The sequence below is a fragment of the Immundisolibacter sp. genome, assembly GCF_014359565.1.
Classification (GTDB): Bacteria; Pseudomonadota; Gammaproteobacteria; order Immundisolibacterales; family Immundisolibacteraceae; genus Immundisolibacter.
The window spans coordinates 35,004-50,413 of the sequence record NZ_JACIZD010000017.1 but is presented as its reverse complement, the minus strand read 5'-3'; the positions used below and the strand labels follow the sequence as shown (position 1 = coordinate 50,413).

The window sequence follows — 15,410 nt, the reverse complement described above, 5'->3', positions numbered from 1 at the left end:
TGCGGCCTCGCCGCCGTTCGATCATGATCACTGCGCGCTCTTCGCTGCTCAAATGGCTGTACGTCGTTCCCATCGCAATACCTTACCTGCAGCAGGGTGTTGCACTTGGAACTTGAGTCTAAGCAGTTCCTCCACCGGTATCACCACCGCCGCCAAAACTTCTTCCAACTCGGTCACGGCTTCCGGCATATCGTGTTTGAGGATGGCTTCAGCGTGATGCAGCGTGAGCACTCTCAAACATGGTTTTTTTACGTTTTTAGAGGAGAGGTCCGTGCGACAACCGAATTCAACCAACATCTGGGCCAGCGAAGCACGTACGTCGGTGACGATTGCACGGTAGCGTCTGCACATCACCCGCGCGCCGCCACCTTGGCCCAGGTGTCGCGCAGGGATACGGTGCGGTTCCACACCGGCGCGTCCGGGCGGCTGTCCGGGTCGGGCGTGAAGTAGCCGAGGCGCTCGAATTGATAGCCGCCGGTGGCAGCCGCCAGCGCCGGCTCGAGCAGGCAGTCGGTCAGCACCTGCAGCGAGTCCGGATTGCGCAGCGCCAGGTAATCGGTCTCCCCGGCCGGGTCCGGCACCGCGAACAGGCGGTCGTACAGGCGCACCTGCGCACGCAGGGCGTGCCTGGCATCGGCCCAGTGGATGGTGCCCTTCACCTTGCGCCCGTCCGGGGCGTTGCCGCCGCGGGTGGCCGGGTCGTAGCTGCAGATCAGTTCCAGTACCTCGCCGCTGGCCGGATCGGTCACCACCCGCTCGCAGCGGATGAAATACGCAAAGCGCAGGCGCACCTCGCGTCCCGGCGCCAGGCGGTGAAAATCCTTGGGCGGGTCGAGCATGAAATCGTCGCGCTCGATGTAGATCTCGCGCCCGAACGGCAGCTGGCGGCTGCCAAGCTCAGGTCGCTGCGGATGGTTGGGCGCGTCCAGCCAGTCGGTCTGGTCGGCCGGGTAGTTCTCGATCACCACCTTCAGGGGGCGCAGCACGGCCAGCGCGCGCGGCGCGGACTGCTCCAGCGCCTCGCGGATGCAGGTTTCGAGCTGCACCACGTCGATCACGTTCTCCTTGCGCGTCACGCCGACGCGGCTGCAGAAGTCGCGGATGGCGGCCGGCGGCACGCCGCGCCGGCGCAGGCCCGACAGCGTCGGCAGGCGCGGATCGTCCCAGCCGTGCACGTGGCCGCCTTCCACCAGCTCGTGCAGGCGGCGCTTGCTCATCACCGTGTAGGAAAGATTCAGGCGCGAGAACTCGATCTGGCGCGGGTGGCAGGGCACCGGCAGCTGGTCGAGGATCCAGTCGTACAGCGCACGGTGATCCTCGAACTCCAGCGTGCATAGCGAGTGGGTAATGCCCTCCAGCGCGTCCGACACGCAGTGCGCGTAGTCGTACATGGGATAGATGCACCAGGCATCGCCGGTCACCGGGTGCGGCGCGTGCTTGATGCGGTACAGCACTGGGTCGCGCAGGTTCAGGTTCGGCGAGGCCATGTCGATCCTGGCCCGCAGCACGTGCGCGCCGTCCGGGAACTCACCGGCCCGCATGCGGGCGAACAGGTCCAGGTTCTCGTCCACGCTGCGCGTGCGGTACGGGCTGTCGCGGCCCGGCTCGGTCAGCGTGCCACGCCAGGCGCGGGTTTCCTCGGCGCTCAGGCTGCACACGTAGGCCTTGCCGGCGCGAATCAGGTGGACCGCGAAGTCGTGCAGCTGCTGGAAGTAGTCCGAGGCGTGAAACAGCTTGTCGCCCCAGTCGAAGCCCAGCCAGCGCACGTCCCGCTCGATGGCCTCCACGTACTCGATGTCCTCCTTGGCCGGGTTGGTGTCGTCGAAGCGCAGGTGGCAGACGCCACCGAACTCCTGCGCCAGACCGAAATTCAGACAGATCGACTTGGCGTGACCGATGTGCAGGTAGCCGTTGGGCTCCGGCGGAAAGCGCGTGACCACCGTCCGATGCTTCCCGATGGCCAGATCCTGCTCGACGATCTGGCGTATGAAGTTGGTCGGCGTCGGGCGGTCGGCAGCGTTCATGCACGTTGGACTGATCAGGGGATGTGGCCGGTATTGTAAGTAAGCAGGCGAAAGCCCGCGGCGCCAGGGCCGCGCCTGCGCCACGTCCCGTCAGCAGTACCGGCCAACCGCCGGACCGCGCCGCCCGGGCGGCGGCCCGATCCGCGGGTCGCAGCCGGCCGCTGCGGGTTCCTTTGCCTCACTCATGCCGCCCTTCGCGCTGCTCTGACGCTTGGCGCCGCTGATCCCCCGGCCGGCCGCTTCATATCCCGCCTCATCCCCCACTTTCCGACGGACTGCACCAGCCGGTTGCGCTGCTGAGTTACCCGCAACCTGCTTCCGCAACTGCTGTATGGGCAACAGGCGCCCCTCGAAGCCCTGATGTTTCATTAATTAAAACAAACACATGTGATCTGGCACGGGGGCTGCTCAAGGCCTGGCCTGACTAACAGGCTCCCCGTCGCCGCGAAAACAGCGTTTCTCGCTGCATAGGGGCGCCGGCAGTCTGCAACCCCGCGGCGCAGCTTGTGCGGCACAAAACTGGCCGACCCATTCGCCACGTAACGAACTTTCAAGGAAGGGAGCAATGGATTTCGAAACAAAAGACGTCATGCCGCGGCCTGCCGGAACCGCCACGGCAGGCAACACGCAGAGGTCGAAACGGGTGGTGGCGTTGCTGCTGACGCTGGAGGCAATGGGCGCCAGGCATGGCGCATGGGCAGAAGATGCCGCGCCCACGCTGGACAACACCGACACCCAGCCTGCCGTCACGGCAACGCCCGCCAAGTCGGCGGTGGCGCTCAAGAAAGTCACCGTCACGGCGCGCCGCCGCGAGGAGGACGCGCAGGATGTGCCCACGCCCATGAGTGTGCTGGGCGGCGAAACGCTCGAGACGCAGCGCATCTACCGCGTGCAGGACATCCAGCAACTGGCGCCCAGCGTCAACGTGGCACACATGCATGCCCGCCAGTCGAGCATTTCCATACGTGGTCTGGGCAACAACCCGGCCAGCGATGGCCTGGAAAGCAGCGTCGGCATTTACGTGGACAACGTGTTTCTGGGCCGCCCCGGCATGGCGGTGTTCGACCTGCTGGACGTGGAGCAGATCGACGTGCTGCGCGGCCCACAGGGCACGCTGTTCGGCAAGAACACCACCGCCGGCGTGCTCAACATCACCACCCGCAAGCCGAGCTTCACGCCGGAGCGCAGCTTCGAGGCTAGCGGTGGGCAGGACGGCTATTTCCAGGGCAAGGGTGTGCTGTCGGGGCCACTGACCGACACCCTGGCGGGCCGGCTGGGGGCGTACCGCACGCGCGACGACGGCTACATCAAGAACGTTTTCAATGGCGATCGCCTGAACGGCGGCGAGCGCGAGGGCGTGCGTGGGCAACTGCTGTTCGAGCCCAGCGCGGACCTCAACGTGCGCTGGATCGGCGACTACCACGAGGAAGATTCCAGCAACGGCACCCGGGTGCTGTTCAGCACCGGCCCGACCATCGGCGGGATAAACCGCTACGAACAGCGCGCGGCCGCGGTCGGCGCCACCCTGGTGGATGGCCGCGACGGCAAGGTCAATATCGACGGCGCGCAGAACGTGCGGGTGTTCCAGGGCGGCACCTCGTTGGAAGCCAACTGGAAACTGGCGAATGACTTCACGCTGACGTCCGTCAGCGCATACCGCTTCTGGAATTTCACGCCGCGCAACGACGATGGGCTGAACGTGCCGGTCAGCCTCAACGCCGGCCAGTCGGTACGGGACGACCAGTACTCGCAGGAGTTGCGTCTGGCCTCACCCAGTGGCGGCCGCTTCGACTATGTGCTGGGCGCCTATTACTTTCGCCAGGACCTGACCAACGAATCCTTCTTCTTCAATGGCCCGCTTGCGGATACCTGGAATGACACGCCACCCGGCGCGCTGGCCAACGTCACCAGCATCGGCCACGGCCAGATCGAGATCGACAGCTACGCGCTGTTCGCGCAGGGCACCTGGCACCTGACCGAGCGCCTCGACCTCACCGCCGGCGCGCGCGGCACCTACGAAAGCAAGGACGCACGGGTGGACCGCGACGCACCGGTCGGCGGCGCACCGGTAGCCGGCCCGGCGGCGGCAGCGCGCAACGGCCGCTATGGCGCCTACGACTCAGGCGACCTCGGCCTGAACGCTTCCAGCCCGTCCGGGCTGCTGAGCCTGGGCTACCGGTTCACGCCGCAGGTGCTGGGTTATGCCTCGATCTCGCATGGCGAGAAGTCCGGCGGCATAGACCTGTCGGTGTCGGCCGCGCCGACCGCCGGCGCCGATTCCCTGCTGGTGGGCGCCGAGCGCGCCAACGACGCTGAACTGGGCGTCAAGAGCGTCCTTTTCGACCGCCGCCTGCTGCTCAACACCAATGTGTTCTGGAGCCAGGTCAACGGCTATCAGACCCTGGCCTTCGACGACGCATCCTTCACCCGCTACCTGACCAACGCCGGCTCGGTGCGTACCCGCGGCCTGGAGTTCGAAGCCACCGCGCTGCCGCTGCGCGGCCTCACGCTGAGCTTCAACGGCTCGTACAACGATGCCACCTACCTGTCCTACAAGGACGCGCCCTGCCCGCCGGAAATCGGTTTCCAGCCAGGCGCGCCGCAGTCCTGCGACCTGACCGGCCGGCAGGTGGTGGGTGCCCCCAAGTGGATCGCCAACCTCAGCGGCGACTATCGCTGGCGCGCCGGCGACGGCTTGCAGCACTACTTGGCCGCCAGCTACGCGTTCCGCTCCAGCGCGCCGGGCACGCTCGACGATTCCAAGTTCGGGCAGATCCCGAGCTACGCGGTGGTCAACCTGTCCACCGGCGTGCGCGTGGACCTGGGCAAAGGCCAGCTGGACCTGTCGCTGTGGCTCAAGAACGCCTTCGACAAGACCTACTACACCATCCTCTGGAACGAACAGAACGGCGGCTACGGCGGCCTGATCGGCACGCCCCGCACGCTGGGCGTGAGTGCTCGTTACGACTTCTGAGCCGGCCGGTCCTTATCTGTCACCATCGGGAGAGCCACATCATGACGACCATACCTACGTTCTTTCACGCCGTAGCGGTACGGCGCGGCTGGCTGGCCGCAATGGCCGGGCTGATGCTGGCCGCCGCTGCGCATGGCGCGCCCAGCGTCTACCCCACCGGCGTGACCCGTTACGACCCACAGAAGGCCTGGAACGGCTACGTCGTGTTCAGCGGTGCGGACCGCAAGACCCGCCTCATCGACATGAACGGCAACGAAGTGCGCCGCTGGGACTACCCCGGCTTTCCCACCGTGTTGCTGGACCCGGCGCTGGCCGGCGGCGCCCGCGGCCGCGTGCTGGTGCAGCTGGCTGCCACGGAAAAGCCGCACCCGCTCGCCTCCCCCGGCAATGGGCTGGACAACCAGGCCATCGGCGAGCTGGATTGGGACGGCAAGGTGGTATGGCGCTGGGGCGATGCCGCCCCAGACGGCGCCGCCCGCCAGCATCACGACCTGCGCCGACTGCCCAACGGCAACACACTGGTGCTGGTCAACAAGCCGCACCCGGTGGCCGGCTTCGACGTGCCGGTAGTCATTGACGACGCGGTGTACGAAATCACGCCCAACGGCGAGATCGCGTGGCGCTGGCTGGCCTCCGAGCACCTGGAGGAGTTCGGCTTCACCGCCGAGCAACTGGCGCTGGTGCGCGCCACCAAAAACCCGGATTACCTGCACGTCAACAACCTGAGCGTGCTCGGGCCCAACAGGTGGTTCGACGCCGGCGATGCCCGTTTTCATCCGGACAACCTGATGATCGACGCGCGCAACGCCAACTTCATCGCCATCATCGCCAAGGCCAGCGGCAAGGTGGTGTGGCGCCTGGGCCCGGGGCTGCCGCCAATAGACCCCAAGGCCGGCCAGCACGTGCCGCGGCCGGTGGACCAGTTCGTCGGCCAGCACGACGCGCACCTGATCCCCGCCGGCCTGCCCGGCGCCGGCAACCTGCTGGTGTTCGACAACCAGGGCGCGGCCGGCTACCCGCCGACGCCGTTGCAGGTGACTTCCGGTTCGCGGGTGCTGGAAATTGACCCCGTCAGTTGGCAGATCGTCTGGCAGTACAGCGCCGAGCGCTCGCGGCAGCCCGGCTGGGCCTTTTTCAGCTCCTTCATCAGCAGTGCGCGGCGGCTGCCCAATGGCAACACGCTGATAGACGAGGGCATGACTGGCCGGTTCTTCCAGGTGACGGCGCAGGGCGAGATCGTCTGGGAGTACGTCAGCCCGTATTTCGGCAAGGCGCCGCACGGGGATGCTTCGAGCAACTGGGTCTATCGCGCGACACCGGTGCCATACGACTGGGCGCCCGAAGGCACCGCGCGCAGCGAACAAGCGGTCATCCCCACGCTGCCGGGGCAGGTTCCCGTGCAGCGCACGGCGGCACGCTGACGCCCGGCGATGCACGCCGCAACCGGTCGCGCCCGACCACCGATTCACTGCCCGCATAGTGCGGCCCGGCCGGCAGCCGGCCACCTCAGGCACGAGCGATGTCGTGGCGCGCGACGGCTTTCTTCGAACCCTGATTCAACCCCATGAGGACCCCGACATGACCCACTCCGCACTCGCTGCTACAGCGCACGCCCAGGAGCTGGACATCGCCCCGGTCGCCGGACGCATCGGCGCCGAGATTCGCGGCATTGCACTGTCCGCGGCGCTGAATGACACCACCCTGGCCGCGATAGAACACGCCCTGGTGGCTCACAAGGTGCTGTTCTTCCGCGACCAGACCCACCTCGATGACGCCGGCCAGGAGGCTTTTGCCGCCCGGCTCGGCTCCCCCGTTGCGCACCCCACGGTGCCGGTACGGGAAGGTACCCGCTTCCTGCTGGAACTGGACGGTGCCCTGGGCCAACGTGCCAACAGTTGGCACACCGACGTGACCTTCGTGGCCGATTACCCCAGGGCCGCGGTGCTGCGGGCCGTGGTCGTGCCCCGGTCCGGAGGCGACACCCTGTGGGCAAACACCGCCGCCGCCTACGCCCACCTGCCGCCGCCACTGCGCGACCTGGCGGACCGCCTGTGGGCGGTACACAGCAACGAGTACGACTACGCGGCTGTGAAACCACACATCTCCACGGAGCAGCTGAACACCTACCGCAAGGTGTTCACCTCCACCGTTTACGAGACTGAACACCCGGTGGTGCGCGTGCATCCGGTCAGCGGCGAGCGCGCCCTGCTGCTCGGTCATTTCGTGAAGCGCATCAAGGGTTATGGGCCGGCCGATTCGACGCAGCTGTTCAACCTGCTGCAGGGCCACGTCACCCGTCCCGAGAACTCCGTTCGCTGGCGCTGGCGGGTCGGTGACGTGGCCATCTGGGACAACCGCGCCACGCAGCACTACGCCGTGGACGACTACGACGCGCAGCCGCGCATCGTGCGCCGCGTGACCGTGGCTGGCGATGTGCCATTTGGCGTGGACGGCACGCGCAGCCAGACCCTGCGCCCCACCTGATCTGCACCCCGGCGTGCCGGCCGGCGCAGGCCCCTGCGCCGGCGCGCCGCGTATTGCCGCCTCCCGCTCCACCGGTTCGCTGCGCGCCGGGCGCTCCGGCGTGTGCTGCATGCGACGGAAAGGAAACCGGCGCAATGCCGAGGGGCGGGCGCCGGCCGACCGTGCAAGACCACCGCGCGACAAACGGCCCGACGACCCAGCCCCTTTCTGTCCCGAGCATCGGGCTCGTAGCGGGGACACCCCGACCATCCGGCCCGGCCCCGGCGTTTCTGCTGCACGCGCAACAGGCTGCTGAGCGCACTGTTGATGCGGCAGCATGGCCCCGGCCATTAATAAAATTATTCACACAAAATCAGTAAGTTATTTTTGGCACGCGACCTGCTAAGGGAAGAGCGTCCGCCGACACCCGGGACAGGCCCGCGCCGACATCAGCCGGCGGGGCCAGCCCGTGCCGGTTTTTTGTACGGTTTCTTTGTTCGCTCAGGCAGGAGTGCATTCATGGGCAACGCGCTGACCGCCGACAGCGTCTCTGCGCTGTACTGGCGCAACGTTCCAGTACGCGAGGCTTACCGCCCCGCGGTACAGGCCGCGCCAGTCCTCGTTGGCGCGCTCCCGCCCGGGCACGTGCTCAGTCGCCGTGAAGCGGTGCTGATTGCGGCACTGGCGGTGGTGCTGCATGGCGCGATGTTCCACGCATGGAATGCCCAGCCGGAACCGTCGCTGCCGATGACGGCACCGATCGTCCCGCCGCTTGAAATCGAACTGACCCGCCCGGCGCCGCCGCCGGTCATGCCGCAGCCCGTGGTGCCGCAGCCGGTCGTTCCGCAACCGGTGGTGGCACCGCCGTCACCGCCGCCACCGCAGGTAGATGAGTTCGCCGCGCGTCCGGCGCCACGCAAAGCGCCGCCCAGGCCGAAGGCCCCGCCTGCGCCTGCGCCCGAGCCGGCTCCGATGCACGCGCCTGCGCCAATTGCGCCCGCCGTGCCGGCACCCCCGGCGCTTCGTCCACCGGCGGCGACGCCGCCGTCGGCGAACGCGGATTACCTGCGCAACCCGCCGCCGGAGTACCCGGAGTTCGCCCGCCGCCGCGGCTGGGAAGGCACCGTGGTGCTGCGCGTCCACGTGCGTGCCACTGGCGTGCCCAGCGAAATCCAGGTGCAGCAGTCGAGCGGCCGGGATGTCCTGGATGCGGCGGCGGCACAGGCGGTCCGGCGCTGGACCTTCGTGCCGGCGAAGCGCGGCGACCTGGCCGAGGACGGCTGGGTCAGCGTACCGATCGGCTTCAGCCTGTCCTGAGCCAACCTGTCCCGAGTCAACTTGGAATTAAAGACCATGAACCTGTCGGCATCCCCCATCCAGTCGGTAGACCACGCGGTGCTGTGGCTGCTGGCCGGCTTCTCCACCATCACCTGGGCGCTGGGCCTGTTGAAGGGCGTGCAGTTCGTCCGCCTGAAACGCCAGGACCGGCGTTTTCTGAAACGGTTCTGGAGCGCCTCCAACCTGCCGGCCGCCGCCGAGCTGGTGGACGAGGCGCCCGGCGCCGCCGCGCGCGTGGCGCAGGCTGGTTTTGCCGCCTTGCATACCGCGGCAGCGCCGGCCGGTGACCTCAGCCACGCCATCGACCACCAGGACCGCCTGGAACGGGCGCTGCGTCAACAAGTGCAACGCGAGCGGCGGGGGCTGGAAAGCGGCCTCGCGGCACTGGCCAGCATCGGCTCCACGGCGCCGTTCATCGGCCTGTTCGGCACCGTGTGGGGAATCATGAAAGCGCTCGATGGCATTGCCGCCGCCGGCTCGTCCAGCCTTGAAACGGTGGCCGGCCCGATCGGCGCGGCGCTGATTGCGACCGGTTTTGGTATCGCCGTCGCGGTGCCCGCGGTGCTGGTCTACAACTACTTCCTGCGGCGCCTGAAGCTGACCGCGGCCGACCTCGACGACTTTGCTCACGACTTCTACAGCCTGGCGCAGAAGTCTTCCTTCCAGGTGATTGCACATCCGGCGCCCCGCCCTGCCGCCGTGCAACGCGTGCGGGAGGCGTTCTGACATGGCCTTCTCGACCCAGGACTCGGACGAAGTCCTCAGCGAGATCAACATCACTCCGTTGGTGGACGTGATGCTGGTGCTGCTGGTGGTGTTCATCGTCACGGCGCCGCTGCTGACCAACGCCATCCAGGTCAACTTGCCCAAGACCGCCGCCGTCGCGCCGCCGGAGCAGAAGGAGCCGCTGGTGGTGGGCATCGACAGCGCCGGCAAGGTGTTCATCGGCAAGGACGAGATCCAGCCCGAGCTGCTGGAAGCGAATCTCGCGGCGGCCCGGGCGAGCAACGCCGATCTGCGGGTGCAGCTGCAGGCCGACGCCGGCGTGAACTACGGCGTGGTTGCGCAGGCCATGGCCGCAATCGAGCGGGCGGGCATCACGCGTCTGGCCGTAATCACGGCGCGCTGACATGGCCGCGCACCCGCACGTGGCAACGCTGATGCACACGCTGTATGCAGGATCTGGCGCGTCGGCCGGTGACGCGGCCGCGCACCGTGCCGGCATCCAGCCCGGCACGGTGCGCGCCGCGCCGAGCTACGGCCGCCGTCTGGGCGCCGCGCTGGTGCCATGGCTGGTGCCCGCGCTGACGGCGCTGCTGTGGTACCTGGCCAGCCGGCAGCAGTGGATGTCGCCGCAGATACTGCCTTCCCCCGAGGTGGTCGCAAAAACTGCGCTGGAACTGGCTTCGGGCGAACTGGGGGGGCAACTGTGGATCAGCGTCCAGCGGCTGGCGCTGGGACTGCTGGGCGGCGTGTCCACGGGACTGCTGCTGGGGGCCGTGCTGGACGCCAGCGCGCGGGCCGAACGGCTGATCTACCCCACCTTCAGCGCCCTGGCGCAGGTGCCGACGCTGGCCTGGATTCCCCTGTTCATGCTGTTTTTCGGCATCGGCGAACTGCTCAAGTGGGTGGTGCTGGTCAAGGCCATCGTCGTGCCGGTAACCGTGCACACGCTGGTCGGCGCGCGGGACGTGCCGCCGCGCCTGCGCGAGGCAGCGGCGGTGCTGCGTCTGCCGCGCGGCGTGCGACTGTGGCGCCTGACCGTGCCGGCGGCGCTGCCGTCGGTCCTCACCGGCCTGCGGCTTGCGCTGTCACAGGGATGGGCCGCGCTGCTGGCGGTGGAACTGCTGGCCTCCAGCGAGGGAATCGGCTACCTGATGGTGTGGGGCCGGCAACTGTTCATGCTGGACATCGTCCTGGTGTGCATCCTGGTGGTCGGCCTGACCGGCGGGGTCATGGCCTGGGCCATGCACCGCCTGAGCCAGCGCATGGTGCACTGGCCGCAGCCTGGCATGGCTGCGTTTGCCGGTGGCCGCGCCGCGCCCGGTGGCTGGGGCGTGCAGTCGTGGGCACTGCCGCTGGTACTGCTCGCGGTGTGGCAGCTCGCCAGCCAGCATGGCGGCGCTGCGCGCATCCTGGCCGCACCGCTCGCGGTGCTGCACACCACCGCGAGCGGCCTGCTCGACGGCAGCCTGCCGACCGCCATGGCGCTGAGCCTGGGGCGCACCCTGGGCGGACTGGCGCTGGGCGGCGGCAGCGGTGTGTTGCTCGGCCTGGCGCTGGGGCTGTGGCGCCCCGCCGAGCGCGCACTGGGTCCGGCGCTGGCCGCAGTGCGCCAGGTGGCCATCTTCGCCTGGGTGCCGCTGCTCACCGCCTGGTTCGGGCTCGGCGAGCCGGCCAAGGTGGTGTTCGTGGCGCTTGCCGCCTTCTTCCCGCTGCTGCTGGCTACCCAGCACGGCGTCGCCGACCTGTCCCCGCAGCTTGCCGAAGCGGCCGGCGTTCTGCGCCTGAATCTGCGCCAGCGGCTGCGGTTGCTGATCCTGCCTGGCGCCTTGCCGGCCATCTTCGCCGGTCTGCGGCTGGGGCTCATCTATGCCTGGCTCGGCACCGTCGGTGCGGAGTACTTCATGCCGTCCGGTGGCGGCATCGGCAGCCTGCTGATAGGTGCCCAGCAACTGTTCCGCATGGACCTGGTGCTCAGCGGCATGCTGCTGATCGGACTCACCGGCGCGGCCCTGGGCGCACTCGGACAGCTGCTGGAGCGACGCAGCACCTACTGGAGACACGCATGAGGCCATTACCCGAACCGGCCGTCCGATTCAGCCATGTCAACAAGCAGTTTGCGGTAGCCGGCGGGCAATTGCAGGCGATTGCCGATTTCAGCCTCGAGGTCGCCGCCGGCGAGCTGGTTGCCATCGTCGGGCCGAGCGGTTGCGGCAAGTCCACCCTGCTGCGGCTTCTGGTCGGGCTCGATACGGCGTTTGAGGGCCAGATCCGTGTGGACAACGTCCCGGTAACGGGCGTGGGCGCGGAGCGGGGCATCGTGTTCCAGGAGCCGCGGCTGTTTCCGTGGCTGACGGTCGAGCAGAACATCGCCCTGGGCTTGATCAACGAGCCGCTGAGCGACGCGCAGCGGACCGGTCGCGTCGACGAATTCATCCAGCTGGTGGGTCTGCGCCGGTTTGCGCGCGCCTATCCGCACCAGTTGTCCGGCGGCATGGCACAGCGCGTGGCGATTGCCCGGGGCCTGGTGGCCAGTCCGCGGGTGCTGCTGCTGGACGAGCCCTTCGGCGCCCTGGATGCCCTAACCCGCCAGCAGATGCAGACCGAGCTGCTGGCCATCCGCGCGCGCACGCGCGTCACCACGTTGCTGGTTACCCACGATATCGAGGAGGCCCTGTTCCTGGCCGACCGGGTAGTGGTCATGGCGCCGCGGCCGGGCCGCATCCGGCGGGTGGTGGAAGTGCCCTTGCCGACACCGCGGGCACGCAGCGGCGCCGACTTCCAGCGCCTGCGTGATGTCCTCCTGCACGAACTGACCGGCGCGCCGCTGGCCGGCGAGACCGACCGTTCCATCAATCCCTCCTCGCAAAAAAGGGCCGTCGCATGAGTTATTCGCTGGGCAAGCGCCCGAATTTTCTGGTCATCGTGGCGGACGACCTGGGCTTTTCCGATCTGGGCGCCTTTGGCGGCGAAATCGCCACGCCGCACCTGGACGCGCTGGCCCACGCCGGACTGCGGCTGACCAACTTCCATACCGCGCCGACCTGCTCGCCGACCCGTTCCATGCTGCTGACCGGCACCGACCACCATATCGCCGGCCTGGGCACCATGGCCGAGACGCTGGCACCGGAGCAGATCGGCAAGCCCGGCTATGAGGGCCACCTCAACGACCGGGTGGTCACGGTGGCAGAGCTCCTGCGCGAGGCCGGCTACCAGACCCTGATGGCCGGCAAATGGCACCTGGGGCTGACCTGCGAGCAGGCGCCGCACGCGCGCGGCTTCGAGCGGTCGTTCGCGCTGTTGCCGGGCGCCGCGAACCACTATGGATACGAGCCCCCTGAGACCGCCGACCGGCCGGGGGTATTGAAAGTCACCCCGGCGCTGTACATCGAGGATCAGACCTTTGTGCCCAGCCTGCCGGCGGATTTCTATTCCTCCGACGCCTACGCCGACAAGCTGATCGGGTACCTCGCCGACCGGGACCGCGACCGGCCATTCTTTGCCTACTTGCCGTTTGCCGCGCCGCACTGGCCCCTGCAGGCACCGGCGGAGCTGGTCGCGCACTATCGCGGGCGCTACGACGCCGGCCCCGAAGCGTTGCGGCAGGAGCGGCTGCAACGGCTCAAGGCGCTCGGTCTGGCAGACGCGCACGTGCAGGCCCATCCGGTGCAGGCCAGCACCCCGGAGTGGGAGGCCCTGAGCCCGCAGCAACGCGCGATCTCGGCCCGCACCATGGAGGTCTACGCCGCCATGGTCGAGCGCATGGACTGGAACGTCGGCCGGGTCATCGAGCAGTTGCGCGCCGCGGGTGACCTCGACGACACGGTGATCCTGTTCATGTCCGATAACGGCGCCGAGGGCGCGCTGCTGGAGGCCTTTCCAAAGTTCGGCCCGGACCTGCTCGGTTACCTCGACAGCCACTACGACAACAGCCTGGAGAACATCGGCCGCGCCAATTCCTACGTCTGGTACGGCCCGCGCTGGGCGCAGGCTGCAACTGCGCCGTCGCGCCTCTACAAGGCCTTCACCACGCAGGGTGGCATTCGCGTGGTTGCCTTCGTGCGCTACCCGGGCTTTGCGCGCCAGGCGCAGGTCGGCGATGCGTTCACCACGGTCATGGACATCACGCCGACCCTGCTCGATCTGGCCGGCACGTCGCATCCGGGCACCGCTTGGCGCGGCCGCCCGGTGGCGCCGCCGCGGGGCAGGTCCTGGGCGGGCTACCTCGCCGGGCGCGACCACGCCGTCCACGACGCGCAGGCCGTCACCGGCTGGGAGCTGTTCGGCATGCGCGCGCTGCGCCAGGGTGATTGGAAGGCGGTGTACATCCCGCCCCCTGCCGGCCCCGGAACCTGGCAGCTCTATAACCTTGCCAGCGACCCCGGCGAAGTCCACGACCAGGCGCGCACGCAACCGGACACCCTGAACACGCTCATCGAACACTGGCACCAATACGCGCGGGAAACCGGCGTGGTGCTGGCCGACTCCGGTCCGGCGCGCGTGCACGATACCGGCGCCGCGGTCCCGCAGCACGCGGCTGCGGGCTGAACTTCAAGCGCCGCTCCCGCGCCGCGGGAGCGGGTCCAGAAAATGACGCCCAGGAGGCGCCAAAAAATGCCCACGTTTCCGATCTCATGGCCGCGACTGCTCCTGCTCGGGTTGCTGGCCGCCTGGCATGCGCCGCTGCCGGCGGCGCCCGCCCCGGTTACGGAAATCCGCATCGCCGTGCCCGATCTGGGTGCCGGCAGCCGCCCCAGCGGCGGGGGGCTGGTGGACGTGCTGCGCGAGCAGCAGCTCTTCGAGCAGGCATTTGCCGGTGACGGCATCCACATCGCGTGGACCTTCTTCAAGGGCGCCGGGCCGGCGGTCAACGAGGCGCTCGCCAGTGGGCAGGTGGATTTCGCCTTTCTGGGCGATCTGGCGGCCATCATCGGCAAGGCAGGCGGGCTCGACACCCGCCTGCTGTGCGCCACCGCGCGCGGCATAAAAAGCTATCTGGGCGTGGTGCCGGGCTCCGGGATCAAGACCCTCCTGGATCTCAAGGGCCGGCGCGTGGCGCTGTTTCGCGGCACCGCCAACCAGCTGTCCTTTGATGCCGCGCTGGCCAGCCAGGGGCTCAGCGAGCGCGACATCAAGGTGATCAATCTCGATTTCAATGCCTCCACCGCGGCGCTAGCGGCGCGCCAGGTGGATGCCGTCTGGGGGCTGTCCAACCTGATCGCGCTGCGCGAGCGCGGCTTGGCGCAGATCCCGCTGTCGAGCCGTGACATCCAGGGTGCCGGCAGCACGCAGGCCGTACTGGTGGGCGCCGGCGCCTTCGTGGACCAGCATCCCGAGCTGGTGGTGCGCCTGCTGCGCGCCCATCAGCAGGCGGTGCGCTGGCTGGCCGACGAGGCCAACCGCGAGGCCTACCTGGATCTCGTCTCCGCCACGGCGGGGTATCCGCGGGTGATCCTGGAAACCGACCTCGAGGGTGAGCGGCTGGGCGAGATGTTCGCCCCGCAGCTGGATCCGCCCTTTCTGGACCACCTGCAGGCCGGCGTGGAATTTGCCTTGGCGCAGCGACTCATCCGCAAAGGCTTTCAGGTGCGCGAATGGGCCGCGCCGCGGTTTCTCGAAGCCGCCCTCGATGCGTCGCTGCCTGGCGCGCGGCCGATCACAGACGGCGCCAAAGCGCCACCAGCACAGGCGGCGCACTGAAGGCAAGTATCTGGCGGTGTCCGCAGGCGGCCTTCACAGTCGATCAAATGCGGCATATTCCGTCTCATTTGAATTTGTGAAAATCAAATTTCACGGATATTCCAGCAATTGTGCTTGAAATATGCCTTATCTCGGGCTTTGAAACCCGGCTGCCGGCATTTCAACAAGATGATGCGCCGATGCGGGCC

General features: G+C 68.3%; 12 protein-coding genes. 10 read left to right on the top strand and 2 right to left on the bottom strand.

Annotation, left to right across the window (positions count from 1 at the left end; translation table 11 throughout):
* Window positions 1–48: 48 nt before the first annotated feature.
* Both H5U26_RS13390 and H5U26_RS13385 read right to left on the bottom strand, forming a co-directional pair.
* Window positions 49–351 carry a hypothetical protein gene (locus H5U26_RS13390; RefSeq protein WP_290620529.1) on the bottom strand — a complete coding sequence of 101 codons (303 nt, stop codon included), beginning with the start codon at window positions 349–351 and terminating at the stop codon, window positions 49–51.
* Entirely contained in the window at window positions 351–2,024 is a 1,674-nt protein-coding gene (locus H5U26_RS13385; protein ID WP_290620527.1) for a glutamine--tRNA ligase/YqeY domain fusion protein, read from the bottom strand. Before H5U26_RS13385 ends, H5U26_RS13390 begins: the two co-directional genes overlap by 1 nt.
* Window positions 2,025–2,697: 673 nt before the next feature.
* On the opposite strand from H5U26_RS13385, the gene H5U26_RS13380 reads away from it, so the two are divergent.
* From H5U26_RS13380 to H5U26_RS13335, 10 genes are all read left to right on the top strand, one after another.
* On the top strand, window positions 2,698–4,998 hold the full coding sequence (locus H5U26_RS13380) for a TonB-dependent receptor (RefSeq protein WP_366055966.1): 2,301 nt from the start codon (window positions 2,698–2,700) through the stop codon (window positions 4,996–4,998).
* Window positions 4,999–5,099: 101 nt separating this feature from the next.
* The gene (locus H5U26_RS13375; RefSeq protein WP_366055965.1) at window positions 5,100–6,419 is read left to right on the top strand and encodes an aryl-sulfate sulfotransferase; all 1,320 of its coding nucleotides are present in this window, start codon (window positions 5,100–5,102) and stop codon (window positions 6,417–6,419) included.
* 157 nt (window positions 6,420–6,576) lie between these two features.
* Window positions 6,577–7,482 carry a TauD/TfdA family dioxygenase gene (locus H5U26_RS13370; protein WP_290620521.1) on the top strand — a complete coding sequence of 302 codons (906 nt, stop codon included), beginning with the start codon at window positions 6,577–6,579 and terminating at the stop codon, window positions 7,480–7,482.
* 498 nt (window positions 7,483–7,980) lie between these two features.
* The gene (locus tag H5U26_RS13365; protein WP_290620519.1) at window positions 7,981–8,778 is read left to right on the top strand and encodes an energy transducer TonB; all 798 of its coding nucleotides are present in this window, start codon (window positions 7,981–7,983) and stop codon (window positions 8,776–8,778) included.
* A 36-nt stretch (window positions 8,779–8,814) separates the two neighbouring features.
* Window positions 8,815–9,525, top strand: a complete 711-nt coding sequence (locus H5U26_RS13360) for a MotA/TolQ/ExbB proton channel family protein (protein WP_290620517.1) — start codon at window positions 8,815–8,817, stop codon at window positions 9,523–9,525.
* 1 nt (window position 9,526) lies between these two features.
* Window positions 9,527–9,928, top strand: coding sequence for a biopolymer transporter ExbD (locus H5U26_RS13355; RefSeq protein WP_290620515.1), 402 nt, complete (start codon window positions 9,527–9,529; stop codon window positions 9,926–9,928).
* Window position 9,929: 1 nt separating this feature from the next.
* Window positions 9,930–11,591, top strand: a complete 1,662-nt coding sequence (locus tag H5U26_RS13350) for an ABC transporter permease subunit (RefSeq protein WP_290620513.1) — start codon at window positions 9,930–9,932, stop codon at window positions 11,589–11,591.
* Window positions 11,588–12,409 (top strand): ABC transporter ATP-binding protein, encoded by an 822-nt coding sequence (locus tag H5U26_RS13345; protein ID WP_290620511.1) that lies wholly within the window; start codon window positions 11,588–11,590, stop codon window positions 12,407–12,409. Before H5U26_RS13350 ends, H5U26_RS13345 begins: the two co-directional genes overlap by 4 nt.
* An 8-nt stretch (window positions 12,410–12,417) precedes the next feature.
* Window positions 12,418–14,070, top strand: a complete 1,653-nt coding sequence (locus tag H5U26_RS13340; RefSeq protein ID WP_366055964.1) for an arylsulfatase — start codon at window positions 12,418–12,420, stop codon at window positions 14,068–14,070.
* 66 nt (window positions 14,071–14,136) lie between these two features.
* Window positions 14,137–15,222: an ABC transporter substrate-binding protein gene (locus tag H5U26_RS13335; RefSeq protein ID WP_290620507.1), complete on the top strand. Its 1,086-nt coding sequence runs from the start codon at window positions 14,137–14,139 to the stop codon at window positions 15,220–15,222.
* The last annotated feature ends 188 nt before the right edge of the window (window positions 15,223–15,410 follow it).

Coding starts and splice junctions, on each gene's coding strand:
- H5U26_RS13350 (WP_290620513.1), top strand. CDS start 9,930: ATGGCCGCGCACCCGCACGTGGCAACGCTGATGCACACGCTGTATGCA.
- H5U26_RS13360 (WP_290620517.1), top strand. CDS start 8,815: ATGAACCTGTCGGCATCCCCCATCCAGTCGGTAGACCACGCGGTGCTG.
- H5U26_RS13365 (WP_290620519.1), top strand. CDS start 7,981: ATGGGCAACGCGCTGACCGCCGACAGCGTCTCTGCGCTGTACTGGCGC.
- H5U26_RS13385 (WP_290620527.1), bottom strand. CDS start 2,024: ATGAACGCTGCCGACCGCCCGACGCCGACCAACTTCATACGCCAGATC.
- H5U26_RS13345 (WP_290620511.1), top strand. CDS start 11,588: ATGAGGCCATTACCCGAACCGGCCGTCCGATTCAGCCATGTCAACAAG.
- H5U26_RS13380 (WP_366055966.1), top strand. CDS start 2,698: ATGGGCGCCAGGCATGGCGCATGGGCAGAAGATGCCGCGCCCACGCTG.
- H5U26_RS13390 (WP_290620529.1), bottom strand. CDS start 351: ATGTGCAGACGCTACCGTGCAATCGTCACCGACGTACGTGCTTCGCTG.
- H5U26_RS13335 (WP_290620507.1), top strand. CDS start 14,137: ATGCCCACGTTTCCGATCTCATGGCCGCGACTGCTCCTGCTCGGGTTG.
- H5U26_RS13370 (WP_290620521.1), top strand. CDS start 6,577: ATGACCCACTCCGCACTCGCTGCTACAGCGCACGCCCAGGAGCTGGAC.
- H5U26_RS13355 (WP_290620515.1), top strand. CDS start 9,527: ATGGCCTTCTCGACCCAGGACTCGGACGAAGTCCTCAGCGAGATCAAC.
- H5U26_RS13375 (WP_366055965.1), top strand. CDS start 5,100: ATGGCCGGGCTGATGCTGGCCGCCGCTGCGCATGGCGCGCCCAGCGTC.